Raw genomic sequence first — 26,252 nt, 5'->3', positions numbered from 1 at the left:
TATCAGGCCTTAACTTACGGTTGCGAAGCCGTGGGGTCCTGGGCAAAAGTGTGCGCGGGGCCGGTTGGCGCGCCCCATGGCCTGCCCGGTCACCGGACCGGGCCTACCGGAAAGTTGACGGGTCTGTGGCTCACTACCGGAGCAATGTGCGCGATCTCGAGTTCAACCTCTTCGAAGTGCTGGGACTCGACGCGATTCTGCAAGCCGGAACCTTCGGCGATCTGGACGGCGATACCGTCCGGTCGATGCTCGCAGAGGCCGCCCGGCTCGCGGAGGGGCCGGTCGCCGCATCCTTCGCCGACGCCGACCGCAACCCGCCGGTGTTCGATGCCGATAACCACTCCGTACGGTTGCCGGAATCGCTCAAGCGATCCGTCCGGGCCTGGTACGAGGCCGACTGGTGGCGTGTCGGCAAGGCCGAGGAGATCGGCGGAGTGCCCGCGCCGTCGATGTTGGCCTGGGCCATCAGCGAATTCATTCTCGGCGCACAACCGGCGGCCTACATGTATCTGACCGGGCCGACGATGGCCCACATCCTGCACGGCATCGGAAGCGAACAGCAACGGCGGTGGGCGAAGCTGGCGGTGGAACGCAACTGGGGCGCGACAATGGTGCTCACCGAACCGGACGCGGGATCGGATGTCGGCGCCGGTCGCACGAAAGCCGTGCCACAGCCCGATGGATCGTGGCATATCGAGGGTGTGAAGCGGTTCATCACTTCGGCGGACGCCGACGATCTGTTCGACAATATCGTCCACCAGGTCCTGGCGCGTCCGGAGGGGGCGGGCCCCGGCACCAAGGGGCTGAGCCTGTTCCTGGTGCCGAAGTTCCTCTTCGACCCGCAGACCGGTGAAATCGGCGACCGCAATGGTGTTTTCGTGACCAACGTCGAGCACAAAATGGGCCTCAAGGCCTCGGCGACATGCGAGCTCACCTTCGGCGGGCACGGTACCCCCGCCAAGGGCTGGCTGGTCGGCGACGTCCACGACGGCATCGCGCAAATGTTCAAAGTCATCGAGGAAGCTCGGATGATGGTGGGCACCAAGGCCATTGCCACACTGTCCACCGGCTACCTGAACGCACTGGACTACGCCAGGACCCGGGTGCAGGGCAGTGATCTGACCCGAATGGCCGATAAGACAGCGCCGAAGGTAACCATTACGCACCATCCCGATGTGCGGCGATCACTGATGATGCAGAAGGCATATGCCGAAGGACTGCGCTCGATCTACCTCTACACCGCCGCGCACCAGGATGCTCTGGTGGCCCAGCATGTTTCGGGCGCCGATGCGGATGTGGCCTTCCGCGTCAACGACCTGCTGCTGCCGATCGTCAAGGGTGTCGGCTCCGAGCGCGCCTACCAGTACCTGACCGAATCGCTGCAGACCTTCGGTGGCTCCGGCTTCCTCCAGGACTACCCGATCGAGCAGTACATCCGCGACGCGAAGATCGACTCGCTCTACGAGGGCACCACCGCCATCCAGGCGCAGGACTTCTTCTTCCGCAAGATCGCCCGTGACCGCGGCGTCGCATTCGCTCACCTCGCCGGAAAGATCAGGGAGACCAGCGATTCCACCGCCGGGAATGGCAGGCTCAAAACGGAGAAGAAGCTGCTCGATCAGGCACTCGATGATGTGCAGGACATGACAGGAAGACTCACCCAGCACCTGCTCGCCGCCCAGGAGCACCCCGCCGAACTGTACAAGATCGGCCTCGCCGCCGTGCCCTTCCTGCTCGCCGTGGGTGACCTGCTGATCGCCTGGCGCCTGCTCGTGGCGGCCGAAATCGCCGTCGCCGCACTGGATTCCGGCGTCGAGACCGACCGTGCGTTCTACGAGGGCAAGATCGCCGTCGCGTCGTTCTTCGCCAAGAACGTACTGCCGAGACTGGGCGCGGACTGGGCGGGCCTATCCGCCATCGACTCCAGCATCATGGAACTCGAGGAAGGCGCCTTCTGATCCGCACAGCGTGCGGTAGCCCGGCTCGGCGGACCGATGAACAGTAGCTGCCACAGACCCACTGGGCACCCCACAGAGATTGTGACCCCTGTGAGGTGTGGACACGGTCTGTGGCAGCTGATGCGGGCGCGTGATGTTCCGGCTCTACCCGTCGAGCTGCGGCTGCGGCGGCAGGGTGGTGGAGGTCGGAATATCCGCGCCGGTGTGCCGACGGTCCACGTGGGCCGGTGACGGCAGCGCTGTGATGCCGAGCACACGGCTGCCGCTCGGACCTCGGGGATCGTCGCGGGCGGGAGCTCGGCCGGTAACGGCTCGGAAAATTCGGTGAGATCGGCGGCCGCGGTGTGGCGGCGGACTCGACTGTTGCCCGCCTCACAAAGACGCTGGTCAAGAGGTGAGGATGTAGGGTGTTGCGGCGGTGCACCGGGTATGTGGACGTCAGGGAGTTGGCAACGACTTCGTGTCGCTCTTCCATGACTGTCCAGCGCGAAGCGTCTCGGTCGCTTAGATTGCCAAACGGGCGGTGACGCCCGGGTTTCATGTATTCGAAATGTGGAGGGCTGCTGTGTCTGTTCGATCGGTACTTGGCAGGCGCGCCCTGCGGACGATGTGCGTTGTCGCGGGCGGCGCACTGATACTGACGGGCTGTACCACTAACACCGAAGAGTCCGGCCCGGCCGTGGCGAAGGTGAAAGTGGAGAAGGTCGACGAGATCGCGGCCACGGTTCCGGACAAGATCAAGCAGTCCGGCAAGCTCGTCGTCGGTGTCAATGTCCCGTATCAGCCCAACGAGTACAAGGACGCCAGCGGCAAGATCGTCGGGTTCGACGTGGACCTGCTGGATGCGGTCGGTTCCGTGCTCGGCCTGAAGGTCGAGTACGTCGAGTCCGCCTTCGAGAAGATCATCCCGGCGATCCAGGCGGGCACCTACGACGTCGGCATGTCCTCGATCACCGACTCGAAGGAACGCGAGCAGCAGGTCGATTTCACCGACTACTTCAAGGCCGGCATCCAGTGGGCGCAGCAGACCGGTAAGCCGATCGACCCGAACAACGCCTGCGGTAAGAAGGTCGCCGTCCAGGCCACCACCGTGGAGCACACCGACGAGGTGCCCGCCAAGAGCAAGAAGTGCACCGACGAGGGTAAGCCCGCCATCGACATCAAGCCCTTCGATGAGCAGAGCGCCGCGACCAACGCGCTGGTACTCGGCCAGGTTGACGCGATGTCTGCCGACTCCCCGGTGACCGCGTACGCGATCAAGCAGAGCAGCGGCAAGATCGAGGCCGCGGGCGGGGTCTTCGATTCCGCGCCCTACGGCTGGGCCGTGCCGAAGAACTCGCCGCTGGCGAAGGTTCTGCAGACTGCCCTCAACCACCTGATCAAGAACGGCCAGTACAAGACCATCACCGAGAACTGGGGCGTGCAGGAAGGCGCGATCACCGAATCGGTTATCAACGGCGCCGAGAGCTGATCGATGTCCGACTCCGTCACCGACACCGTGCCCGGCGATCCCGGGCACGGTGCGGACCAGGGTGAACCGGAACCGATCAAGGCTGTTCCGCTGCGCCGCCCGGGCCGCTGGATTGCCGCGGCCGCCATCCTCATCCTGCTCGGTCTCTTCATCTACGGCGCCGCCACGAACGACGCCTACCAGTGGAGCACCTACGGGAAGTATCTCTTCGACAGCCGGATCGTCTCCGGCGCGGTGGTCACCCTCGAGCTGACCGTGCTGGCGATGGCGATCGCGATCGCGCTCGGCACCGTGCTCGCGGTGATGCGCCTGTCGCCGAATCCGGTGCTCCGCGCCACCGCCTGGGTGTATCTCTGGATCTTCCGCGGCACCCCGGTTTTCGTGCAGTTGGTGTTCTGGGGCCTGTTTCCCTCGCTGTATCGGCAGATCGATCTCGGGGTGCCGTTCGGCCCGCAGTTCTTTCAACTCGACGTGCAGGGTCTGCAGGCCGCGTTCACCTTCGCGGTCATCGGCCTGGGTCTGAACGAGGCGGCCTACATGGCGGAAATCGTCCGCGCCGGTATCAATTCCGTCGGTGAAGGGCAGCGGGAAGCCTCGGTCGCGCTCGGCATGTCCTGGACCCAGACCATGCGGCGGACCGTGTTGCCGCAGGCCATGCGGGTGATCATCCCGCCCACCGGCAATGAACTCATCGGCATGCTGAAGACCACTTCGCTGGTCACCGCCATCCCGCTGACCACCGATCTCTATGGCCGGGCCCGCGATATCTACGGCGTGAATTTCCAGCCGATTCCGCTGCTCCTGGTCACCGCCACCTGGTACCTGGCGATCACCAGTGTGCTGATGGTCGGCCAGTACTACCTGGAGCGCTACTACTCGCGCGGCGCGTCCCGGCAGCTGACCGCCAAACAGTTGCAGCAACTGGCCGATGCGCAGAGCGTGGTGAAGGCGAAATGAGCCCCGAACTTTCCAAAGACGCCGACGAGAGCGCACCCGCGGTCGAGCAGACCTCGCGGCCGCCCATGATCGTCGCCGACCGGGTCTGCAAGAGCTTCGGCGCATTGCAAGTGCTCAAGGGCATCTCGCTGGAGGTCGCCCGCGGTGAGGTGCTGTGTCTCATCGGGCCGTCGGGCTCCGGTAAGTCGACCTTCCTGCGGTGCATCAACCACCTGGAGCGGGTCAATGCGGGCCGGTTGTATGTCGACGGCGATCTGGTCGGGTATCGGCAGAAGGGTGACAAGCTCCACGAGCTGCATCCGCGCGACGCGGCCAAGCAGCGCCGCGATATCGGGATGGTGTTCCAGCACTTCAACCTGTTCCCGCACCGGACGGCCCTGGAGAACATTATCGAGGCCCCCACCCAGGTCAAGAAGATCCGCAAGGCGGACGCGGTGGCGAGGGCGCATGAGCTGCTGGACCGAGTCGGCATGGGGGACAAGGCGAATGCCTACCCTGCCCAGCTCTCCGGCGGTCAGCAGCAGCGCGTCGCCATCGCCAGGGCGCTGGCTATGGATCCGAAGCTGATGCTGTTCGACGAGCCGACCTCGGCGCTGGACCCGGAACTGGTCGGCGAGGTGCTCGAGGTGATGCGCGAACTCGCCGCCGACGGTATGACCATGGTGGTGGTGACCCACGAAATGGGCTTCGCTCGCGAAGTCGCCGATCAACTGGTGTTCATGGACGGCGGGGTGGTGGTGGAGGCCGGGCCGCCACGTGAGGTGCTCGCGAATCCGAAGCACGAGCGCACCAAGACCTTCCTGTCGCGGTTGCTCTGAGCGGACACGGCAGTGGGCCGGGCATCCGTTGGGCGCCCGGCCCATTCGCATCAATCATGAATCGTTTCAATATCCGGGTTGGGGTGTGGCGAGCAGTTGATGCGGTCGATCAGGCCAGGTGATCGACCGCGTCGGTGAGGCTCACGACCCGGATCGCCGAATCGGGCAGTATGACCTCTTCCCAGCCGGGGCCGCCGACAAAGACTCGGGCGCTTGCGCCGAGACAGGCTCGGACCGCCGAGGTCAGCGCGGTCGATTCCTGCTGGGACCACAGCACCACCGATGCGGGTCGTTCCTGACGGGCGAGGGCGTCGGTGAGCGCGGCGGTCGGGACATCGGGGCCGAGCATCTTGGCTTCGACGCCGCGTTCAGCCAGTGCCGCGCGCAGCACCTCGAGTGGCAACGCATGGTTTTCGCCGCTGGTGCAGGCCAGCAGTATTGCCGTCGGGTGCGGCGTTCCAGGTGGTGGGCTGGTGCGATGCAGCACGGAGGTGATGCACCACGACAGCGCGTGCTCGACATCGATACATCCCTCGCCACTGGACTGACGGGCGATGATGTCGGCAAAGGCGGGACGGCACAGCAGATCCCAGGTATCCACCACGCCGAATTCGCGAACGTGAGCGGTGAGCAGGCCGGACATCGTGCTCGCGTCCAGCGCGAATGCCGCGGTGAGCAGTGCTGTCCGGTCGCCGTGCGCGGGAATAGGGCCGCGCACGGCGGCCGCCGCGCCCGCGGGCGTCGCGCCCGCGTCGATCAGGCCGAGCATTCGTACCAGCAGTGCGATATCGGCCTCGGAATACAGACGATGCTGGCCGGGTCGTTGCTGCGGCGGGCCGATGTTGTAGCGACGGTTCCAACTTCGCAGGGTCGCCGTCGGTATGCCGAGCCGATCGGCGACCGCGCGCACCGTAAATCCGGCCGCGTCGGAGGTCGGGGCGGAACCGGCGGTCATCACATTATTCTGCCCGGTCGCGTTCCCGCGATTCGTCATGGCCGGGCGCCCGCGCGTCGCGTGCGGCGGTGGGCCTCCGACGGGGTGTTCACCGCCCCATCGTCGGCAGGGCGGTCGCGGCGCGGAACTGCGCCACCGATGCTGCGGGGGAGCCTGCGATATCCCATGCGATCTCCGAGGTCCTAACGCATCGATTATGCATCGTTATCCGCTATAGTGGTCTTCGTCGCCGATTCTCAGGAGTTCGCGTGATCCCCGATCGAACGTTTCGCCGCCCCGGTCGCCTCGTAGCCGGGCTCTGCGCGGCAGCCGTCTGCGCCACGATCGCCACCGCAAGCGCCGTCGCCGCGCCGCCGGGCGAACCGGTCGCCGCACCCGCGCCGGTGCCCGAGCTCGACCTCGATCGATACCTCGGCACCTGGTATCAACTCGCCGCCGTGCCGCAGCACTTCAATCTGGCCTGCGCGCGCGATACCCGGGCCACCTACGCGCTGGACCCGCAGGGCAACATCTCGGTGTACAACCGCTGCACCACCTGGGCGAATACGGTCAACGACATCACCGGCACCGCGACGATCAACGACCGGGAGACGGGTGCGCAACTGCATGTCAGCTTTCCCGGAGTGCCGACCCAGGATCGCCTCGACGGGCCGACCAATTACATCGTGACCGCACTCGGTCCGGACTACTCGTGGGCGCTCGTCACCGATCCGAGCCGTATTTCCGGATTCGTGCTCTCCCGTGAACCCGCGCTCGACGCGCAGCAGTGGAACAGGATCCGCGCCGCGATCGAGACGGCGGGGCAGAACACATGTTCATACCTGACCTCTCCGACCACCGGCGGGCGCGGCGATATCGCGCCACTGTGCTCGACGTGACCTTTTCGGCATGCCATGTGCGCCCCGCGCCGACGGACGTACGGCACGGTCCCTGCCGCCATTGTGGGCGGTCGGCCGTGACAACGATGAGGAGTGCTGACCGATGACCATCACGATCGCCCTGTTCACGCATGATCTGCGGGTGCGCGACAATCCGGTGCTCACCGCGGCGCATCGCGAAGGCGTGACGGTGGTACCGCTTTTCGTCGTCGATGAGCGGATACTGTCCGGGCGTCATGTCTCCCCGAATCGGGCCCGTTTCCTGGCGGCGGCGCTCGGTGAGCTCGATGCCGAATTGCGTGCCATCGGTGGCAGATTGGTGGTGCGGCGCGGTGAGGTGGTCGACGAGGTGGATCGGGTGGCCGCCGAAGTCCACGCCGACAGCGTGCATATCGCCGCCGATGTGAGTGGATACAGCCGCGGGCGCGAGGACGCGCTGCGCGAGCGATTGGCGCGCCGGAGCTGTCTGCTGCACACCCATACCGCCTCGATCACCGCCGTGGATCCCGAGGAACTGCTCCCGTCCACCGGCCGCGACCATTTCGCGGTCTTCACCCCGTACTTCAGGCGGTGGGCGCAGGCGCATCGGCGTACTCCGCTGCGCAAGCCACGAGAACTCGCCATGCCCCGGATTACCAGCGCGCCGCTGCCGGAAGCGGCGCAGCTCTGCGCGGGGGCGAGCTCACCGGAGCTGGAGGTGGGCGGCGAAACCACCGGGCGAAAACTCCTGCGCGACTGGCTCGCCGGGCCGATCGCCGACTATTACCGGCGCAGCGACGATCTCGCGGCCGATATGACCTCACGGCTGTCGCCGTATCTGCATTTCGGCTGTGTGTCCCCGGTGGAGCTGGTGCATCGGGTCGACCTGTCGACCGAGGGTGGGCACGCGTTCGCCAGGCAGTTGGCCTGGCGCGACTTCCACCACCAGGTGCTCGCCGCCCGGCCCGACGCCGCATGGCGGCCCTACCGTGATCGGCCCATCGCGTGGCGCGATGATCCGCGGGCCGTGGCCGCCTGGCGCGCGGGGCGTACCGGATTCCCGATTGTCGACGCCGGGATGCGCCAGTTGCGGGCGCAGGGCTGGATGCCGGGGCGAGCCAGGCTGATCGCCGCCAGTTTCCTGGTCAAATCGCTGCGGGTGGACTGGCGGATCGGCGCCTCTCACTTCCTGCGCTGGCTGGTCGACGCGGATATCGCGAACAATCAGCTCAATTGGCAGTGGGTGGCGGGTACCGGCACCGATACCCGCCCCAACCGGGTGCTGAACCCCGTGCGGCAAGCCGAGCGCTACGACCCGGACGGCGTGTACGTGCGGCGCTGGATTCCCGAACTCGCCGATCTTCCCGGCCGTCGTGCGCTGACGCCATGGCGCGCGAACGTCGATCCCGCCGACTATCCCGCGCCGATCATCGACTGCGTCGGGATGTAGCCGGATCAGCTGGAGAAGCGCGCTGCCCGCATCCGACCGGCCACTGCGTCGGGAGCGGCGCCGCGCGCTCGCCGAGCGATGGCGAACCGGCGTGCCCGCCGGACGATCGGTCCCGCGAAGGTGCCCGAAAGCCTGGTGTAGGGCCAGATTCCGATGATCAGCAACAGGATCAGGCCGCGGGCCTGGTAGATGAAGGGTGCGTGGCTGATGGCATCGGTGTCCGGGTGGAGGACGACCAATGATCGCGCCCACGCGAAAAGCGTTTCGGCGGTGCGATATTGGTTCGCGGTGGAGTTGGGGTCGAATCGGACGATCACCCCGGACAGCAGACCGGCCGCCAGGGCGGGCAGGGTCAGGCGGTCGAGCGGGGTGATGCCGGCGCGGGGTGGCGCGGCGATCAGATCCGGAAGGAACAGCAGGACGGCAGCGCCGGTCGCGGCGAGGACACCGGCGACCTCGATCAGGACGAGCCCGGCATACAGCGCGTCGGTGGGGTGACTGTGTGGGCCCGAGATGATCAAGTCGGTCAGGCGTGCGGTGATCACCACGGCGAAGCCCGTTCGAAAGGCCATCCACCCCAAGCGATGCGCGCGATCCGTCTCGGTCAGGGTGGTGATGTCGCGGAATCGGTCGTGGCGGTAGCGCCATACGTGGCCGAGACCGAACGAGAGGAACGCCGCATAGGGCAGGACGATCCACAGCAGCGACGGCATGGGTCGAGTTCGCTTTCCGATTCGAAGTCCCAGGGGCGCACTACTTTGGCACGGACGTGGACGCCGGACAAGGGTATTAGGACCCTGCTGCACGCGGGGGATTCCGGGTGGATGCCCGCCGTGTCGTGGCGGCGGATCGGTCCGGCCCGCCGCCGGATTCACCTTCCGCCGAGAGCGATACGGAGTTGTCCCAGTAGCACTTTCGCCGCCGGGTTCCCCGGTCGATCGCGTCGCCAGACCAGCGCCAGCTGTCCACGCAACTCCGGTTCGACGATGGGGATGGTACGCACCCCGAAGTCCTCGGCTTCGACCGCGGTGAGCTTCGGGACGATGGCGGTGCCGAGCCCGTGGGCGGCGAGTTGCAGCAGCAGCGGTGGGGTGGCCGCTTCATAGGTGACCTCGGGCGCCAGTCCCGCAGTGGCACAAGCGCGATCGAAGACGCCGCGGATACCGGTGCCGCGCGGTAGGCAGATCAGCCGGTGCTGTGCGACCTCGTGCAGGGAAATCGCGGTGCGGGGTGCGTCGCTGTCGAATGCCACGGCGGCCACGATGGCGGTGTCGAGTACGACGTCGACGCCGACGGCGGGCTCGATGTCGGCGCCGGTCAATCCGATGAGGGCGATATCGAGTTCGCCGCGGTGCAGTGCCGCCAGCATCTGCTCGGATGTGTGTTCGGTGAGGCTGATGCCGACTCCCGGGTGGTCCTCGTGGAATCCGGCCAGCACCGTGGCCAGTTCGAAATCCTCGCTCGCGGTACCGGATACGAAGCCGAGCCGGACCTGACCGCGCAGCAGGCCGGTGAAGTCGTCCACGGTGCGGACGATCTGTTCGGCCGCGTCCAGTGCGGCGCGCGCGTGTGGCAGAACCGCGGCGCCGACGGGGGTGAGTGTCACCGAACGGGCGCCGCGCTCCAGCAGCGGCTGGCCGAGTTCGCGTTCCAACCGGCGGATCTGGGCGCTGAGGCCGGGCTGGGCCAGATGCAACCGGGCGGCGGCGCGGGTGAAATTGGCCTCCTCGACCACGGTGACGAAGTATCGGAGCTGGCGCATTTCCATAACCATTGATTCTAGATACAAGAAAAACTATCTGTTGTACTTCCGGTTCGAGGGCGGGCATCGTCGAAGGCATGGGAAATAACGCAGTGCAGACCATCGACCCTGATACCTTCACCGGCCCCGTCTTCCGTCCCGGCGACGCCGGATACGAGGAGGAGATCGCGGGCTTCCAGACCACCTACACCCACCGCCCCGCGCTCGTCGTCGGCGCCGCGCATACCGAGGATGTCCGGGCTGCGGTGGAATACGCTGCGCGTCAAGGACTTCCGGTAGCCGTGCAGGCCACCGGGCACGGGCTCTCGGTCGCGGCCGACGGCGGCGTGCTGATCAGCACCCGCCGGATGACCCAAATCCGGGTCGATCCGGTCGAGCGCACCGCCCGGGTCGCGGCGGGCGTACGGGCCGGTGCGCTGATCGAGGCGGCGGCACCGCACGGCTTGGCGCCGTTGAACGGTTCCTCGCCGTCGGTAGGTGTGGTCGGCTACCACCTCGGTGGCGGTCTCGGGTTGCTGGCCAGAGAATTCGGTTACGCGGCCGATCATGTCCGGACCATCGAACTGGTAACCGCGGACGGTCGGGTGCGCACGCTGACTCCCGCCGACGAATTATTCGGCGCGGTGCTCGGCAGCGGTGGCAATTTCGGCGTGGTGACCGCGCTGGAACTCGACCTGATTCCGGTGACCACGGTGTACGGCGGCCAGCTGGTATTCGACACCTCGCTGGTCGAGCCCGCGCTCGAGGCGTGGCGGCAGTGGACGGCGACGGTGCCCGAGGAGTTGACCTCGACCGTCACCATGCTGACCTTCCCGGATATCCCGCAGGTGCCGGAGCCGCTGCGCGGCCGCTACCTGGCCTCGATTCGCATCGCCTTCGACGGACCGGCCGAGGATGGGGAGCGTTTGGCCGCGCCACTGCGTGCGGTCGGTGCGCGATTGAAGGACGACCTGCGCGCGATGCCCTACACCGAAACCCACACCATCCACAGCGATCCCGATCACCCGCACGCCTACGCCGCCACCAATGCGCTGCTCGGTGAGCTGAGCGGAGAAACGGTGTCCACGTTGCTGGCCACGGCCGGGCCGGGCGCGCCGGTGCGGGCGGTGGTCGATATCCGTCACCTCGGTGGTGCACTGGGGCGGCCGGGCGCCGCGGGGATCGCGGTGGACTACCGAGACGCCGCCTACGTGGTCCGTGTCATCACAATGCCCGCCCCTGGCAGTGGTGCGGCGATTCCCGCGGACCACGATGTCACCCGCGGCGCGCTCGCCCCGTGGACCCTGGGCCACAGCCTCAACTTCCTCTACGGTGCGGGCGCGGATTCGGACGAGGCGCAGGTTCGCGCCGGCTACGCGCCCGCGACCTACGCCCGGTTGGCCGCATTGAAGGCGCAGTACGACCCCCGCAATATGTTCCGTTTCAACCGCAATATCCGCCCGTCCGCCTGACTTCGCGGATCTTGCGCAGCGCTGGCACTCTGCTATCTTAGTGATATCACTCTGATACCGGGAGAATGTCATGAAGCTCAGGTCCGCTTTCCACGTCAACGGCTTTCTGGTGCTGTTGGCGTGGTTGGTCCTCACACTCTTCTTCGGCGGCGCGGCCGCACTCGGCTATGTCGCCGCCGTGGACGGCGGGAACTCGCCCGCGCTGATCGCCGCGGTCGTGGCGACCGTCGTGGTGGTGGTACTCCTGCTGCTGGCGACCGGGCTGACCGTGGTCAATCCGAATGAGGCGAAGGTGGTGCAGTTCTTCGGCCGCTACATCGGCTCGGTGAGTGAACCCGGCTTCTTCTCGGTAGTGCCCCTGACCGACCGCAAGAGCATCTCGCTGCGGGTCCGCAACTTCGAGACACAGAAGTTGAAGGTCAACGACGCCGACGGCAACCCGGTCGAGATCGCCGCCGTGGTGGTCTACCGCGTGGTGGACAGCTTCAAGGCCGCATTCTCGGTCGACGATTACGAGGAGTACGTGGAGACCCAGTCCGAGGCTGCGGTCCGGCACCTGGCCACCACGCACCCCTACGATGCGCACGACGCCGACCGCACCAGCCTGCGCGACGGTGCCGAGGTCGCCGAGGAACTCACCGTCGAACTGCGGGAACGCACCGAGATGGCGGGTATCGAGGTGCTGGAGGCTCGCATCACCCACCTCGCCTACGCGCCGGAGATCGCTCAGGCCATGCTGGTCCGCCAGCAAGCCGCGCAGGTTGTCGCCGCCCGCACCCGCATTGTCGAGGGCGCGGTCGGCATGGTCGGTCTCGCGCTGGAGCGGCTCAGCGCGCAGGGCGTCGTCGAACTCGACGAGGAACGCAAGGCCGCCATGGTGTCCAACCTGCTGGTTGTCCTGTGTGGGGACCGCGCGACCCAACCCGTCGTCAACACCGGCACGCTCTACAGCTGAGCCGGGCTCATGGTCGAACGCAAGAAGCTACTGCTCCGTCTCGACCCGGCCGTTCACGAGGCCATGGCCAGGTGGGCGGCCGATGACCTGCGCAGCATCAACGCCCAGATCGAGTACGCGCTGCGGCGAGCGCTGGAGCAGGCGGGCCGCAAACCCACTCGATCGGATGACGACGCCACAACATGAGCGCGGGCAAATACCGAGTTTCCCGCGTGGGACCGGGCAGTATGTGGGTGCGATCGAATGGCGATCCCCGAACGGCAGGAGCGAGCGATGCAAGGCACCGTCAAGTGGTTCAACGCGGACAAGGGCTTCGGTTTCATCGCCCCCGACGACGGAACCCCCGACGTATTCGTCCACTTCAGCGCGGTTGAAGGCAGCGGCTTCCGCAGCCTCAACGATGATCAGCGCGTCGAATTCGATGTGACGGAGGGCCCCAAGGGTCCGCAGGCCGAAAACGTTCGGCCGCTCTGAATTTCGGCGGAGAACCGGCCGTCCACACCTGTGGGCGGCCGGTTCCGTTATCCGGGTCCGCAATGTCATCGCAACCTCGCGATCCCGCGGTGGCAATGGGGTCCTCAGTGCGCTAGTTCGGTGAGGATTTCCAGGCTTCCGGTGTAGAGGGTGCGCTGGGCCTCGATGTCGTAGGAGGCGGTCGAGGACGGTTTGGGGGCGCGGCCGACGAAGTAGCGACCGGTCACGCTGTCGAGGCCCGGATCGGTGACCAGCCAGGCGAGGTCGGCCCCCGAGGTGCGCGCGGTATTGACACCGGGGAGCAGAACCAGCGCGCGTGCCACGGTGCGCCACAGGAATTGGGTGGTGGGTGCCGCATCCCTGACCAGTCCGGTGCCCGGCATCAGGCCCGGGTCCAGCGCGTTCACGGTGATGCCGCGTGGTGCCAGCTGCCTGGCCAGTTCGTAGGCGGTTTGCAGATTGGCCAGTTTAGAGGTGCTGTACCGGCGACGGCCGTCGCGCTGGGCGGACTCGGTGGCGTCCGGGGGATAAGCGAGTGCGCGGGGTGTGGCCGTCAAGGGGTGCGGCATGCCGGTGAATTGCGCGGGATTGTGGGTGCCCGAGCTGACGAAAACGATGCGCGCCGGGGCCGTGAGGTCCGCCAGCAGCGCCCGGACCAGCGCGAGGTGCCCCAGGTGGTTGATGCCGAACGTGGCCTCCACGCCGTCCTCGGTGTAGGCGCGCCGGGTGAACTGCAATCCGGCATTGCAGACCAGCGCCCGCAGTGGTGGAAGTCCGGCGGCGCGCAGATCGTCCGCGAAGCGGGGCACCGATGCGAGCGAGCCGAGGTCGAGCGCCATGCCGTGGGCGCCGATGACCTCCGCTTCCGCCTCGGCGCGGGTCGCGTCGCGCCCGGTGACGACGACGGTCCAGCGCGGATCCGCCGCCAGCGCGCGAGCGCATTCGCGCCCGAGTCCACTTGTCCCGCCGGTGATCACGACCGTTCTGTCACTTGATGTCATATGGCATAGAGTGCCATATGACGCGCTGTGTGACAATGCTCGAATGTCGTTGCGGGATCGGAAGAAGGAACGGACCAGGCACGCGATCGCCGACGCCGCCATGCGGCTGTTCGCCGAGCGCGGCTTCGACGCGGTGACCATCGCGGATATCGCGGAGGCTGCCGAGGTGGGCACCCGCACCCTGCATCGCTATTACGCGAGTAAGGACGAATTACTGTTCGCCGAGGACGACGAGCATCGGGCCGAACTGTCCCGGTTGCTGGCCGAACGACCCGCGACCGAGACGCCCGAGCAGACGCTTGCGGCGGTGATCGGCCCGATGGTCGAACGGTTCGCCGACCGCAGGGCCGAGGCCGCGGCGCGCGATGCGCTCATCGCCGCCCATCCGGCGTTGCAGGCACGCGACCTGGCCAAGCGGAATGCGATCGAAGCGTTGGTCGCCGGCCATCTCGCAGCCCGTATGGGCGTCGACGCGACCGCCGATGTCCGCCCGCTGCTGTGGGCCAAGGTCGGAATGGCCTGTTTCTTCGCCGGTTACGAGGTGTGGTTGCGCAGCGGCGGCGATCTGGCCGCGCATATCGCGAACGCGCGTGCCGCCCTGCTGACCGAACTGGGGCCCGCCGCGACGAGCTGACGCCGGGAAGGCCGAGGGGGCTGCCGGACTCGGTCAGGCGGGCTTTCGGGTGATGAAGATGGCGGTACCGGGGAAGAGTTCGCCGCGCAACGGACTCCACTGACCCCATTCCCGGTCCAGCCATTCCGGCCATTCCGGTTCCACGATGTCCTCCAGGATCAGCCCCGCCGCGACGATCTCGCGGACCCGATCGCCGATCGTGCGGTGGTGCTCGACGTAGGTGGGGGTGCCGTCGTCGTCGACTTCGACATACGGGGTGCGGTCGAAATAGGGAATCGAGGCGGTGAGACCGGCGGGGCCCGGATCGTCGGGGAAGATCCAGCGCATCGGGTGGTTCACCGAGAAGACCCAGCGCCCGCCCGGCCGTAGTACTCGCGCGACCTCGCGCATCACGCGGGCGGAATCGGCGACGAAGGGAACGGCGCCGAAGGCCGAGCAGGCCAGGTCGAAGGACTCGTCGGCGAAGGGTAGGTCCTCGGCGCCCGCCTGCACCAGCGGTACCTGCGGTCCACCCCGGCCCATCGCGGCCACCCCGTGCTCGAGCATCTGCCGCGACAGGTCGAGCCCGACCGGATGCGCGCCCTGCCCCGCCAGCCAGCGCGAGCACGGCGCCGAACCGCAGCCGATCTCCAGAATCCGCTTACCCGCGATCTCGCCGAGGAAGTGCATATCGCCCTCGTGCAGGCCCTCCGGGCACCACACGAATTCGCCGCCGGGGGAGTCGGCGCCCAGGAAATCGGCATGCGTTTCGTGGTACTGAGTGGCGTCGGCGTCCCACCAGCGGCGGCTGGCCTGTTGACTGGCGGCCGAACCGATCCGGGTGCGCGCGGTTCCCGTGGTCCCGAGCAGTGCATTCGCTTGCGCATGGCGATCTTCCGACACGCGAAAACCATATCCCGGCGTGGCGTGGGCACCGGTTTGCCCGTCCCGACCAAGGTCGCGTACGCTGAACCAGCGAGTGCCTTCTGTACTGGCGTACCGATGTAATCAAGGTAACGATCTACCTACGGTTACAGAGTACTGAGTAACAGAGCGCCCGTGCTGGGTTTCACGAGTGGTGAGTGCGGTACGTTCCTCTGTGTCCGTCGTCGCATCGTCGCGGTGATCTCGCAGCGTACCGAAAGTTCCAATGTCCGCAACCGACCACAATCCGTCCGGAGCAAACCGACACATGCCCACCACCGTCACCTCGCCGCAGGTAGCCGTCAACGACATCGGCTCCGCCGAGGACTTCCTCGCCGCCATCGACGCCACGATCAAGTACTTCAACGACGGCGACATCGTCGAAGGAACCATCGTCAAGGTCGACCGCGACGAGGTCCTGCTCGACATCGGTTACAAGACCGAAGGCGTCATCCCTTCCCGCGAGCTCTCCATCAAGCACGATGTCGACCCGAACGAGGTCGTTTCCGTGGGTGATGAGGTCGAGGCCCTCGTTCTCACCAAGGAGGACAAGGAAGGCCGCCTGATCCTGTCGAAGAAGCGGGCTCAGTACGAGCGCGCTTGGGGCACCATCGAGGAGCTCAAGGAGAAGGACGAGGCTGTCAAGGGCACCGTCATCGAGGTCGTCAAGGGCGGCCTGATCCTCGACATCGGTCTCCGTGGCTTCCTCCCCGCCTCGCTCGTCGAGATGCGTCGGGTCCGTGACCTCCAGCCGTACGTCGGCAAGGAGATCGAGGCCAAGATCATCGAGCTCGACAAGAACCGCAACAACGTGGTTCTGTCGCGTCGCGCCTGGCTGGAGCAGACCCAGTCCGAGGTTCGCTCCGAGTTCCTGCACCAGCTGCAGAAGGGCCAGGTCCGCAAGGGTGTGGTCTCCTCGATCGTCAACTTCGGTGCCTTCGTGGACTTGGGCGGCGTCGACGGTCTGGTGCACGTCTCCGAGCTGTCCTGGAAGCACATCGACCACCCGTCCGAGGTCGTCGAGGTCGGCAACGAGGTCACCGTCGAGGTTCTCGACGTCGACCTGGACCGCGAGCGTGTTTCGCTGTCGCTCAAGGCGACTCAGGAAGACCCGTGGCGTCAGTTCGCCCGCACCCACGCGATCGGTCAGATCGTGCCGGGCAAGGTCACCAAGCTGGTTCCGTTCGGTGCGTTCGTGCGCGTCGAAGAGGGTATCGAGGGCCTGGTGCACATCTCCGAGCTGGCCGAGCGCCACGTCGAGGTGCCGGACCAGGTTGTCGCCGTCGGCGACGACGCGATGGTCAAGGTCATCGACATCGACCTGGAGCGTCGCCGGATCTCGCTGTCGCTGAAGCAGGCGAACGAGGACTACCACGCCGAGTTCGACCCGTCGAAGTACGGCATGGCCGACAGCTACGACGACCAGGGCAACTACATCTTCCCCGAGGGCTTCGATCCCGACACCAACGAGTGGCTCGAGGGCTTCGACAAGCAGCGCGAAGAGTGGGAAGGCCGCTACGCCGAGGCGGAGCGTCGCCACAAGATGCACACCGCGCAGATGGAGAAGATGGCGGCCGACGCCGCGGCCGAGGCCGCGAACGGCGGCGGCGCGTCGGGCAACTACTCCTCCGAGAGTGGTGCGCAGGCGTCCTCCGGCCAGGCCGAGCCCGCCGGCGGCTCGCTGGCCAGCGACGCCCAGCTCGCGGCTCTGCGGGAGAAGCTCTCCGGCAACGCCTGATTCGGGTAAGCAACGTTCGAAGGCCCCGGTCCGCTAAGGACCGGGGCCTTCGGGCTGTTCAACGGTAGAGTGCGCGCCGGGACGACAACAAAGTGGGGGAGATCGTGCAGCAATTCGATCCGAAATCGGGCGGTCAGCCGGGGTATCCGGGCGGGCCCGCGCCGCAGTTCCCGGGTGGTGCGGAGTATTCCGGGGGACCGTCGCCGTATCCGGCTGCGCCGCGGGACGTGCCGCAATATCAGGGTGCGCAGCAGCATCCTGGCGTGCCTCAGAATCAGGGCACACCCCAGTATCCTGGCGTGCCCCAGTATCCTGGCGTGCCGCAGTATCAGGGTGCGCCGCAGGGCCCTGGTGCGCCGCAATATCAAGGTGCGCCGCAGTTTCCCGGCCCGCCGCAGCATCCTGGCGGTGCACCGTACCCGCCGCCCCGGGGTAGTTCGGGCGGCCGGATCGCCGCGCTCGTCATCATCCCGCTGGTGCTGCTGCTCGTGATCGGTGTCGGCGTTGTCGTCGCGGTCCTGCTGAACGGCAAGGCGCACAACGGATCACCGTGGAATCCGGAGGAGCAGCTGATCGCCGACGCGTTTCCACGGCTGGTATCCGCGGGCAACGGCGGGAAAGGCTGGGGCGGCACCACCTGCTCCGGCTTCCTGACCAATACCGATTACGGCGAACGCGGCACCCTCGCCTGCAAGAACGAGACGGGCAAGGTGTCGTTCGTCATGCGGCACTGCCGCACGCAGAGTTGCGTGGACAGCCGGATGGGGGTGAGCAAGAGCGACCCTGGTACCCGCATGTCCCACCCCGATGTGCCGCGCCCCCTTTTGGTCACCGACTCCAGCGGCACCCCCGCCGACCCGCCGATCTTCATCGGCTTCCCGGACGACCCCAAACGCTCGTTGTACATCGTCGAAGCGGACTACGAGGGCCAGAGTTTCGGCCGCGGTGGCAAAACCGCGGCCGATCTGCTGCGCGAATGGTTCCCCACGGCCCCGCTCGGTCCATGAGAATCTCCCGCATTTTCGGGATCGCCTGGTGCGAACGGGAATTCGCATAGACGATCGTGGTACGCCAGCGGATGAACCGTTGGCGCGGTGCGGCGCAAGCCGATTAGGCTGCGCCGCTGCCCTTTTCGGCCGGGGCTATCATGCCGCGTCGGATGTCTCGGCGCCCACGGTGAATCGGCGTTGCCGGAAGCGCGGATTGTCTGCCTCGTCGAGGAGGGCCACCGCCAGATCTTCGGCGGAGATGTCGTCGGAACCGAGGAGGAGTTGGTCGCTGCCGGTGCGGTAGCGGCCGGTGCGTTCGCCGGGGTTGATCCGGCCCGAGGACGGGCTGAGGTAGGTCCAGTCGCGGTTGGACAGGCGGTAGAGGTTCAATGCCTCGCGCAGCGCCAGCACCACGTCGCGGTACTCGGCGGGTACGCCCAGATCCTCGGTGAGGCCGCGGGTGAAATCCGGGCTGTCCACCAATTGCAGTCCGGGTGCGATTTCCAGGCTGCCCGCGCCGCCGACGGTGATCACCCGGATGTCCGGATGGCGTTGCAGCGCGGTGAGCATGGCTCGCGCGCCGGTGACGAAATTGCCTGCGTTGGCGATGGTGTCGGGGATGCCGTGACCCGCGTTCACCGCGCTGATCACCACGTCGAGGCCGGTAATGGCGTCGGCGATGCTGTCCGCGTCCAGCCAGTTCGCCACCCGCCAGGACGCACCGTCCTGTGCGGCCGGGAATCGGCTCGAATCGCGGGCGAAGGCGGTCACCTCGTGGTCCCGCCGCTGTGCCTCGGTGACGACGCGCGCGCCGATCACGCCGGTCGCGCCGAATACTCCGATCTTCACGTTACTCCTCGAGATACACGATGTTCAATTACTACACGCTGTTCAGTAACAGCACCGCCGATAGTAGACGAACGCTGTAGAGTGTCAACCGTGGTGGAGGTCGTGAAAAGTCGCCGGGAACGCCTCAGGGCGGAGGCGACGCAGGAGATCAAGACGATTGCACTGCGGCTGCTGGCCGAGGGTGGTCCCGACGCGATCTCATTGCGCGCTATCGCCCGCGAGATGGGCATGACGGCGGGCGCGCTCTACGGCTACTACGCCACCCGCGATGACCTCATCACCACGCTGATCTCCGATGTGTACACCGCGCTGGTGGATCGGGTGGAGGCCGCGCGCGACGCGATATCCGAGGACGATCCGGCGGGCCGCATCATCGCGTGGGGCGAGACCGTGCGCGCGTGGGCCGTCGCCGATCCCGCCGGATTCCGCCTGATCTACGGCGATCCGGTGCTCGGATATCAACCGCCGCCCGGCGGTCCCGCGCGCACCGCCGAATTGCGGGCCTGCACCGGTCTTATCGGTCTCACCGCCGCGGCCTGGCCGCATGCCGCGCGATACCAGAGCGACGGCGACGCCCAATGGTCCGACTTCGATGCGAGTCTCGTCGATCATGTCCGCGCGGACTTTCCCGAGCTACCGCCCGCTGCGCTGGCGCTCGCCCTGCGCATGTGGGGCCGCATGCACGGGCTGATCGCGCTCGAGGTCTATGGCCACCTTCGTCCCCAATCCCAGGACCCCGCAAAGCTTTACCATGCCGAGATGCTCGACTTGGTCCGCTCGCTCGGCCTCTAGGCGCTCGGCCGTCCCGACCATGGTGCGGGGCGTCGGTGAGCGTGGCCGTAAACCCGTGGCTCGGTCGCGCGCGCCCCGAGTCTTACGTCGACGCCGACCCGGCCGGGTAGTCTGAGCTGCGATGTCCGAAGTCAGTGTGGAGTCCTCGGCGAGCGTGTGGGAGCGCAGGAAGCTCGAGGCGATGAGCCGGATCCAGCGGGTCGCGCTGGATCTGTTCGAGGAGTACGGGTATCGGGGGGTGACGATCGAGCGCATCGCGAATGTGGCAGGGGTGTCGGCGAGTTCCGTGTACCGATACTTCGGTACCAAGGAGATGTTGGTTCTCTACGACGAGCACGATCTGCGGATCCTGGAGGCGATTCGCGGCGCGGGCGGCGGAGAACGGGTGCGGCCCGCCGAATTGGTCGCCGCGGCCCGGATGCTGGCCCCGACGCTGATCGACTCGCTGCTGACCCCCGAGACCGAACTGCGGATTCGCAGGCGTATGCGATACGTGACAACGATTCCGGAGATCGCCGACGCCCAGCACCGGCAGATGCGGGAGTTGGAGGACCAGTTCCTGGCGCAGTTCGCGGAGCGGATCGGCCACGACGGCAACGATCTACGCTTGCGCATCGCGGCCGCGACCGGAGTGTGGGGCGCGACCGCGGCATTGGACCACTGGGCCGCCGCGGATTTCACCCGACCGCTTCGGGCGGTCTACACCGAGGCGATCGACGCCATCATCAGCGCGGTCGAGCGGGTGCTCGGCTAGCCGATCCGAACCGCGGCAGCCACCAGTTCCAGCGCCCGAACAACTGCATGAACGCGGGTACCAGTACCAGCCGCACGACCAGCGCGTCGATCGTGATCGCCACCGCGAGCGCGAACCCGATCTGCGCGAGCTCCACTACGTCCGCGGTGAGGAAGCTGGCGAAGACCGCCACCATGATGGCGGCCGCCGCGGTGATCGGGCGGGCGGTGCGTTGCAGGCCCTCCGCGACCGCGGACGCGTTGTCCGGGTGCCGATCCCAGGCCTCCTTCATGCGCCGGATCAGGAATACCTCGTAATCCATGGAGAGTCCGAACAGCACGGCGAAAACCAGCATCGGCAGAAAGACCTGGAGGAATCCGGGACTGTGGAAACCGAGCACGGATTCCCCGAGGCCGTTCTGGAACACCGCGACCGTAATGCCCAGCGCCGCACCGGTGGCCAGCAGATTGAGCAGAATCGCCTTGAGCGCCAACACGATACTGCGGAATGCGAGGATCAGGAAGGCCAGAGAGACGGTCAGCACCATCGCGATCACCAGTGGGAATCGATCGGTGATGCGGACGGAGACATCGGCGAAGGTGGCCGAGGCGCCACCGACGAGGATCTCGGCATCGGCGATATCGGTTGCGCGGGTGCGGATATCGTCGGTCAACTCGGCAACGGTGGTGGAGTCGAACGAATCCCGCGGCACAACGGTCGCCAGGATGCGGCCGTCGGCCTGTTGCGGCAGCACCCGGGCCACCCGCGGATCGCCGGAAAGGGCGTTGACGAACTGATTGGCTTGTAGCCGTGCGGATTCGGTGAGCATGGAGTCGTCGGGTCCGGTGGCGACCACCGAGATCGGGGCGAGCATCCCCGGCCCGAACTTGTCCTGCACCAGCCGCGTGGCCTGTCCGGTAGGCCGCTGTGAGAGCGAGTCGAGCCCCATGTCGATGCCGTATTCGATGCGCGTGATCGGGAGGGCGGCCAGGACGAGCGCGGCGACGCCGAGCGCACCGAATAGCACCGGCCGCCGCATCACGGTGTGTGCCCAGCGCGCCCACGCGCTGGAGGCCACCGTCGATCGAGTCTCCGCGGGCCGCAGCCTGGCCGGGAGCGCGCCGCGATTCACCGCGGGCCCCAACGTCGCCAGCAGTGCGGGCAGCAGGGTGAAAGCCGCGGTGAGGGTGGCGACCACGGCGGTGACCACGCCGATGGCGACGCCGTTGAGCATCGGCAATCCGACGACCGCGAGTGAGCAGAGCGAGATCATCACAATGAGTCCGGACGCGAGGATGGTCCGGCCTGTGGTGTCCAGCGCGCCGCCGACGGCGGCGGCGATGGCGCCCCGGTCGCGACGATCGCGCACCCCGCGCCGGGTGAGCTCCTCGTTGAACCGGCTCACGATGAACATGGCGTAGTCGATGGCGGTGCCGGTGGCGATCATGGTCGCCACCGAGAGCACCAGCGAGTCGAAGGTCAGAAAGGTCGTCAGGCCGAACAGCACGCCCACCCCGACCGCGATGCCCGCCGCGGTAACGGCGATCGGCACGGTGGCGGCGACCAGCGCCCCGAGCGCCAGCACCAGCACGGCCGCGGCGACCGGCAGGCCGATCGCTTCGGCGCGCTGCATATCGGCGGTCTCAATCGCCGTCATGTCGGCCTCGATCGGCGCATAACCGGTGATCATTGCGTCGACCCCGGTGTCGGGACTCGCCACGAGGGTCTCTTGCAGGCGCGTCGCGACCTCGACGCGTTCCGACATCGTCCCGTTGAGGCCGACGATGCCGAAGGCGGTGTGCCGGTCTGCGGAGATCTGCACCGCGGGCAGGCCCTCGAACGGCCCGACCGCACCCGCGACTCCGGCCGTCCCGCGCACGGTGGCGAGCACGTTATCCATGGCGGCTCGGAACTCGGGCGCGTCGGCGGGGTAGTGCGCGGAATGGAAGACGAGCAGGTCCTGTTCCGCGCCGAGCTGCGAGAAGTGTTCGGCGACAAGATGTTCGACGCGGCTCGAGCCGGACTCCGGGACGGTGTAGTCGGGTGCGCCGAGGCGGTCGTGCAGGGCGGGGTAGGCGGCGCCGCAGACCACGACGAGCAGCAGCCAGGCGCCGAGCACGATCCTGCGGTGGCGGGCCATGAACTCGCCCCAGCTGCCGACGGCGCCGGGCCGGTCGGCTAGCGCTGGGTGGTCCGGCCGTTCGAACGTGAGGTGCTGTGTCATTGTCCCTCCCGAGTTTCGATACCTGATAGTCACTATCAGGTATTCGGTCAGTCTAGGAAGCGGCCCGAGCGAGTTGCAAGTGACTGTCAGGATTCAAGGCTGTGGGACAAGTCACTGCCGCAACGGCATTCGCCGTAGGATGAACTCTGCTCGGAATTGCCGGCGGTACGCTGACCGGATGCGCAACCGTCCGAAATCGGTTGGGAGCCGCGGTGTTCGCCGGTAGGGTGCCCGGTCATGGGGAGCAATCCGGGTAAGAACACCTATCTAGACCAGGTGGTGGCGCAGCAGGCCGCCCTCGAGGACGATCTGCGTACGCGCAAACCGACGCCGCCCGCGTTCGCGGCGCCCGCCCCGGCGCCGGGTGGCGCGCCCGCCCCGCGCGGCCCGATGACCAAGCGATCCGACCGGGTCGGTCCGACCCCGCAGGGGGCGGGGCCGGGCCCGGTCGAGGTCCGGGTGACCGGTTTCTGGCGCTGGCGTACCGTGCTGGTGCCGCCGAATGCCTTTGTCGTGCATACGCGTCGGGGGCGCGGCGAACCGATGCACATCGGACTCGGGGTGTCGTTCGGGTTCAATCCGGCGACCGACTCCTATCTCGTGGTGCCCGGCGCGATGCAGACGATCCTGATCAATGCCTATTGCATCTGTAGCGAACTCCAGGGCGTCCTGGTGCAGGGGTATGTCCAGTGGATCATCGAGGATTTCGGCACCGCCTACCGCAAGCTGGACTTCTCCGATAACGACGACCCCATGCGGCTGGTCAATATTCAGCTGCGCGAGCAGGCCGAGGCGGCGATCAAGGACAAGGTCTCCACCATGGGCGTGCGGGATGTGCTGAGCGATAAGCAGCCCATCATCGAGGAACTCACCGCCCGGCTGCGCGCGGTCGCCGAGGGTGCGGGCGACGGTGCCTCGGACGGTCATGGCGACCGTGGTCTGGGTCTGCGGATCGTTACCGTGCAGATCAAGGAGGCGGTGGTCAGCTCGTCCACGCTCTGGGAGAACCTGCAGAAGCCCTATCGCAGCGAACAGAGCCAGATCGCGCGCCTCGCCGAACTCGCGGCGCAGGAGGTGATTTCGGCCAGGGAGACCACCGCACATCGCGCCGCGGAGGAACGTCGCATCGAGAACGAACGCGAACTGGCCGAGCTGCGTGCCCGCAACGAGGCCGCCCGCTTCGACCGGGAGACCACCGAACAGTTGCGTCGTACCACCCGTGAGCACGACGATCAGCGTGCCGTCGCCGATCTCGCGCAGGAGACCGCGCTGCACGCGCTGCGCCTGGAGCGCGAGCAGCACGCCGAACAAGCCGAGAATCTGCGCAGGCGTCAGGAATTGGAGCGCCAGGAAGTAGACGGCGAATTGGCGCTGGCCACGGCCCGGCTACACGCCGAACACAAGGGCAAACTGCTGTCGCTGGAGCGGGACCGGATCCGGGTCACGAACGCCAACCAGCAGAACGCGGCCAATATCCAGTCCAGGCTGGTCGGTGAACTGCCGGAGATCGTCGCGCGGCTGCCCAAACCCGCGGAGCTGAAGTCGTATCAGATCGGTGGCGACCTCGCGGCCGTATCCGCGCTGCTCACCCAGATCAGCGGTGTGGTCGAAGCCTGGTCCGCGGCAAAAGTTTCCGGCACGAACGGCTCCGGCCAGGCCGGTCCGAGTGAGTGAACTGCGCCACTGCTCGACATTGAGCGGGCGCAGTTCACTACCCGTTGCGGCCTTCCCGCACTCCGCTGTGCCGGAAGACGATTGCGGACAGAGTGTGTGGACTCGGTCCGGCGTGCTCGACTCGGCGACCCCTCCATCGCCGCTCAGGTGAGCCGCCGCGGTATCGGGGTCGTCTCGACCGCGCTCGATGGGGATGCGGCGCACGAAGTGTTCGGGCCGTATCCTCGAGTGCAGGTTCGGTCACAGCAGGCTATTCGGCGGAAGAGGGCCGAATCGACCGGATCCTTGCACAGTTGCGCCGGATTTTTGCACGAGAGGGTGTCGCGGTGGCCGACCAGCAGTATCAGCTGGAGAACCTGTCCACCCTCGATGTCGCGAAGCCCGACAGACTCGAATACTGGACAGCGCACGTTCGAATCAACCACGGCCACATCGGCTTCGACTTCGCGGACACACACGACTTCGTAGGGTCGACGCAGGTGCAACGGTGCGGTGACTATCAGCTTGTCGAGTTCTCCTCCGACCTTGTCGGCTACCGCCGCACCGCACGACACATTCGAGACGACGACGATCGCAGCGCCCGGCTCATCATTCCGCTCGACGGCCGGATCGCGCTCACCCAGCTCGATGACACCGTCGAGCTGGGGTCGGGAGACGTGGGCCTTGTCTCCATGGGGCGTTCCATGGGCCTCGCGCACGAAGACGGCGCCCGCGCATGGATTCTCAGCATTCCCGAAGGCGACCCTCTCGCGTCGGCGCTCACCGACAGCCCCCTGCTCATGCCGGACTCGCGGCGCCCCATGCTGGGAACTGTCGTCGCGATGGTCCGAGCGGTCGCCGACCACCGCGAGTCGATGACGGCGCGGGACTTCGTGCGGATCAATTCGAATCTGCTCGACCTGCTCGGCATGGCGCTCGATGATCGTCAGGCGCCGGATCTGTCGGGGCTCGAGGCGCTCGCGCGGGCGGCACGGACGTATGTCGACAACCACTCCGACGATCCGTCGGTGACACCGGATTCCATTGCGGCGCATATGAACTGTTCGTTGCGACAACTGCACAAGGCATTGGGTGTCGTGCAGACAACCCCGGCACTGTTGCTGCGCCACACCAGGCTGGCGCGAGCGAGACGGCGCCTCGAAGATCCCTTCAATCGCGACAGCATCGATCGCATCGCGTTCGGTTCCGGCTTCAACTCGCTCAGTACTTTTCGGGAGAGCTTCCGCAACCGATACGGGATCTACCCGGCCGCACTGCGTAAGAACAGGATCCGCTGATCGAGGCTGACGGCCGCAGGGTGCCATCGGCTTCGGTCACGGTCGGTGGGCCGTCGTAAAAGTTCCGTAAATGTTAACCGCGACAAGGTTATACATCTATCGAGTGTTACCCGCGGGTAGCCGAAGCGGGCCACGAGCTCACTGTGAGGCGCGATTGTGCGCGAAGGTCTCGTGCATCTCCGGGCTCCGTCGTACCCTGATTTCGAGAATGAAGAGCGGGGTGATGGCCAGACGACACCGACTATCACTACCCCATCACGACCAGATCATGTCCTTGTTACGGTCCGACTTTCTGGCGAAAACTGCTGTCCAGGAACGGTTTAGAGCCGA

General features: G+C 66.8%; 24 protein-coding genes. 17 read left to right on the top strand and 7 right to left on the bottom strand.

Going from position 1 to position 26,252, the window contains the following annotated elements; genetic code table 11:
• Window positions 1-125 precede the first annotated feature (125 nt).
• The 4 genes from AB0H61_RS18290 (at window position 126) to AB0H61_RS18275 (ending at window position 5,204) form a co-directional block, all read left to right on the top strand.
• A complete protein-coding gene (locus AB0H61_RS18290; RefSeq protein WP_357305590.1) occupies window positions 126-1,958 on the top strand; it encodes an acyl-CoA dehydrogenase in 1,833 nt (610 codons plus the stop codon).
• Window positions 1,959-2,565: 607 nt separating this feature from the next.
• Window positions 2,566-3,429, top strand: coding sequence for an ABC transporter substrate-binding protein (locus tag AB0H61_RS18285; RefSeq protein WP_357305890.1), 864 nt, complete (start codon window positions 2,566-2,568; stop codon window positions 3,427-3,429).
• Between the two features lie 3 nt (window positions 3,430-3,432).
• Entirely contained in the window at window positions 3,433-4,386 is a 954-nt protein-coding gene (locus AB0H61_RS18280) for an amino acid ABC transporter permease (protein WP_357305588.1), read from the top strand.
• A gap of 65 nt (window positions 4,387-4,451) precedes the next feature.
• A complete protein-coding gene (locus AB0H61_RS18275; protein ID WP_357305887.1) occupies window positions 4,452-5,204 on the top strand; it encodes an amino acid ABC transporter ATP-binding protein in 753 nt (250 codons plus the stop codon).
• 109 nt (window positions 5,205-5,313) lie between these two features.
• Here the strand turns inward: AB0H61_RS18275 and AB0H61_RS18270 are convergent, their stop codons facing one another.
• Complete coding sequence (locus tag AB0H61_RS18270; RefSeq protein WP_357305585.1) at window positions 5,314-6,159, bottom strand: MerR family transcriptional regulator; 846 nt, start codon at window positions 6,157-6,159, stop codon at window positions 5,314-5,316.
• Window positions 6,160-6,482: 323 nt separating this feature from the next.
• Here AB0H61_RS18270 and AB0H61_RS18265 point away from each other — a divergent pair, with 323 nt between their 5' ends.
• Entirely contained in the window at window positions 6,483-7,037 is a 555-nt protein-coding gene (locus tag AB0H61_RS18265; RefSeq protein WP_357305884.1) for a lipocalin family protein, read from the top strand.
• Between the two features lie 103 nt (window positions 7,038-7,140).
• Window positions 7,141-8,466, top strand: coding sequence for a deoxyribodipyrimidine photo-lyase (locus AB0H61_RS18260; protein ID WP_357305582.1), 1,326 nt, complete (start codon window positions 7,141-7,143; stop codon window positions 8,464-8,466).
• 5 nt (window positions 8,467-8,471) lie between these two features.
• On the opposite strand, the gene AB0H61_RS18255 is transcribed toward AB0H61_RS18260, so the two are convergent.
• Both AB0H61_RS18255 and AB0H61_RS18250 read right to left on the bottom strand, forming a co-directional pair.
• Window positions 8,472-9,179, bottom strand: coding sequence for a respiratory nitrate reductase subunit gamma (locus AB0H61_RS18255; protein ID WP_357305579.1), 708 nt, complete (start codon window positions 9,177-9,179; stop codon window positions 8,472-8,474).
• A 158-nt stretch (window positions 9,180-9,337) separates the two neighbouring features.
• On the bottom strand, window positions 9,338-10,234 hold the full coding sequence (locus tag AB0H61_RS18250) for a LysR family transcriptional regulator (protein ID WP_357305576.1): 897 nt from the start codon (window positions 10,232-10,234) through the stop codon (window positions 9,338-9,340).
• Between the two features lie 71 nt (window positions 10,235-10,305).
• Between AB0H61_RS18250 and AB0H61_RS18245 the strand changes: the two genes are divergently transcribed.
• The 4 genes from AB0H61_RS18245 (at window position 10,306) to AB0H61_RS18230 (ending at window position 13,108) form a co-directional block, all read left to right on the top strand.
• A complete protein-coding gene (locus tag AB0H61_RS18245; protein WP_357305573.1) occupies window positions 10,306-11,679 on the top strand; it encodes an FAD-binding oxidoreductase in 1,374 nt (457 codons plus the stop codon).
• A 70-nt stretch (window positions 11,680-11,749) separates the two neighbouring features.
• Window positions 11,750-12,634, top strand: coding sequence for an SPFH domain-containing protein (locus tag AB0H61_RS18240; RefSeq protein WP_357305570.1), 885 nt, complete (start codon window positions 11,750-11,752; stop codon window positions 12,632-12,634).
• 9 nt (window positions 12,635-12,643) lie between these two features.
• Window positions 12,644-12,820: a toxin-antitoxin system HicB family antitoxin gene (locus tag AB0H61_RS18235; RefSeq protein ID WP_357305567.1), complete on the top strand. Its 177-nt coding sequence runs from the start codon at window positions 12,644-12,646 to the stop codon at window positions 12,818-12,820.
• Between the two features lie 87 nt (window positions 12,821-12,907).
• Window positions 12,908-13,108 carry a cold-shock protein gene (locus AB0H61_RS18230; protein ID WP_357305881.1) on the top strand — a complete coding sequence of 67 codons (201 nt, stop codon included), beginning with the start codon at window positions 12,908-12,910 and terminating at the stop codon, window positions 13,106-13,108.
• Window positions 13,109-13,212: 104 nt separating this feature from the next.
• Here the strand turns inward: AB0H61_RS18230 and AB0H61_RS18225 are convergent, their stop codons facing one another.
• Window positions 13,213-14,109 carry an SDR family NAD(P)-dependent oxidoreductase gene (locus tag AB0H61_RS18225; protein ID WP_357305564.1) on the bottom strand — a complete coding sequence of 299 codons (897 nt, stop codon included), beginning with the start codon at window positions 14,107-14,109 and terminating at the stop codon, window positions 13,213-13,215.
• Between the two features lie 43 nt (window positions 14,110-14,152).
• Here AB0H61_RS18225 and AB0H61_RS18220 point away from each other — a divergent pair, with 43 nt between their 5' ends.
• Window positions 14,153-14,743, top strand: a complete 591-nt coding sequence (locus tag AB0H61_RS18220) for a TetR family transcriptional regulator (RefSeq protein ID WP_357305562.1) — start codon at window positions 14,153-14,155, stop codon at window positions 14,741-14,743.
• Between the two features lie 33 nt (window positions 14,744-14,776).
• On the opposite strand, the gene AB0H61_RS18215 is transcribed toward AB0H61_RS18220, so the two are convergent.
• On the bottom strand, window positions 14,777-15,625 hold the full coding sequence (locus AB0H61_RS18215; protein ID WP_357305559.1) for a class I SAM-dependent methyltransferase: 849 nt from the start codon (window positions 15,623-15,625) through the stop codon (window positions 14,777-14,779).
• A gap of 289 nt (window positions 15,626-15,914) precedes the next feature.
• Here AB0H61_RS18215 and rpsA point away from each other — a divergent pair, with 289 nt between their 5' ends.
• Both rpsA and AB0H61_RS18205 read left to right on the top strand, forming a co-directional pair.
• Window positions 15,915-17,384, top strand: a complete 1,470-nt coding sequence (rpsA, locus tag AB0H61_RS18210; protein ID WP_062987216.1) for a 30S ribosomal protein S1 — start codon at window positions 15,915-15,917, stop codon at window positions 17,382-17,384.
• Window positions 17,385-17,683: 299 nt separating this feature from the next.
• Entirely contained in the window at window positions 17,684-18,391 is a 708-nt protein-coding gene (locus AB0H61_RS18205) for a hypothetical protein (protein ID WP_357305556.1), read from the top strand.
• Window positions 18,392-18,529: 138 nt separating this feature from the next.
• On the opposite strand, the gene AB0H61_RS18200 is transcribed toward AB0H61_RS18205, so the two are convergent.
• Window positions 18,530-19,222, bottom strand: a complete 693-nt coding sequence (locus tag AB0H61_RS18200; protein ID WP_357305554.1) for an NAD(P)H-binding protein — start codon at window positions 19,220-19,222, stop codon at window positions 18,530-18,532.
• A 90-nt stretch (window positions 19,223-19,312) separates the two neighbouring features.
• Here AB0H61_RS18200 and AB0H61_RS18195 point away from each other — a divergent pair, with 90 nt between their 5' ends.
• Both AB0H61_RS18195 and AB0H61_RS18190 read left to right on the top strand, forming a co-directional pair.
• Window positions 19,313-20,014 (top strand): TetR/AcrR family transcriptional regulator, encoded by a 702-nt coding sequence (locus tag AB0H61_RS18195; RefSeq protein ID WP_357305551.1) that lies wholly within the window; start codon window positions 19,313-19,315, stop codon window positions 20,012-20,014.
• A gap of 121 nt (window positions 20,015-20,135) precedes the next feature.
• Window positions 20,136-20,768, top strand: a complete 633-nt coding sequence (locus AB0H61_RS18190) for a TetR family transcriptional regulator (RefSeq protein WP_357305548.1) — start codon at window positions 20,136-20,138, stop codon at window positions 20,766-20,768.
• Here AB0H61_RS18190 and AB0H61_RS18185 read toward each other — a convergent pair.
• Window positions 20,740-22,971, bottom strand: coding sequence for an MMPL family transporter (locus AB0H61_RS18185; RefSeq protein ID WP_357305545.1), 2,232 nt, complete (start codon window positions 22,969-22,971; stop codon window positions 20,740-20,742). The two genes, AB0H61_RS18190 and AB0H61_RS18185, sit on opposite strands and share 29 nt — an antisense overlap.
• Before the next feature lie 237 nt (window positions 22,972-23,208).
• Between AB0H61_RS18185 and AB0H61_RS18180 the strand changes: the two genes are divergently transcribed.
• Together AB0H61_RS18180 and AB0H61_RS18175 are read left to right on the top strand one after the other, a co-directional pair.
• Entirely contained in the window at window positions 23,209-24,645 is a 1,437-nt protein-coding gene (locus AB0H61_RS18180) for an SPFH domain-containing protein (RefSeq protein WP_357305542.1), read from the top strand.
• Window positions 24,646-24,971: 326 nt separating this feature from the next.
• The gene (locus AB0H61_RS18175; RefSeq protein ID WP_357305539.1) at window positions 24,972-25,922 is read left to right on the top strand and encodes a helix-turn-helix domain-containing protein; all 951 of its coding nucleotides are present in this window, start codon (window positions 24,972-24,974) and stop codon (window positions 25,920-25,922) included.
• Window positions 25,923-26,252 lie beyond the last annotated feature (330 nt).

Origin of the sequence: Nocardia sp. NPDC050710 (assembly GCF_040654375.1) — a bacterium.
Taxonomy (GTDB): Bacteria; Actinomycetota; Actinomycetes; order Mycobacteriales; family Mycobacteriaceae; genus Nocardia.
The sequence above is the reverse complement of the archived record's forward strand: the minus strand, read 5'-3'. Positions and strand labels throughout refer to the sequence as shown.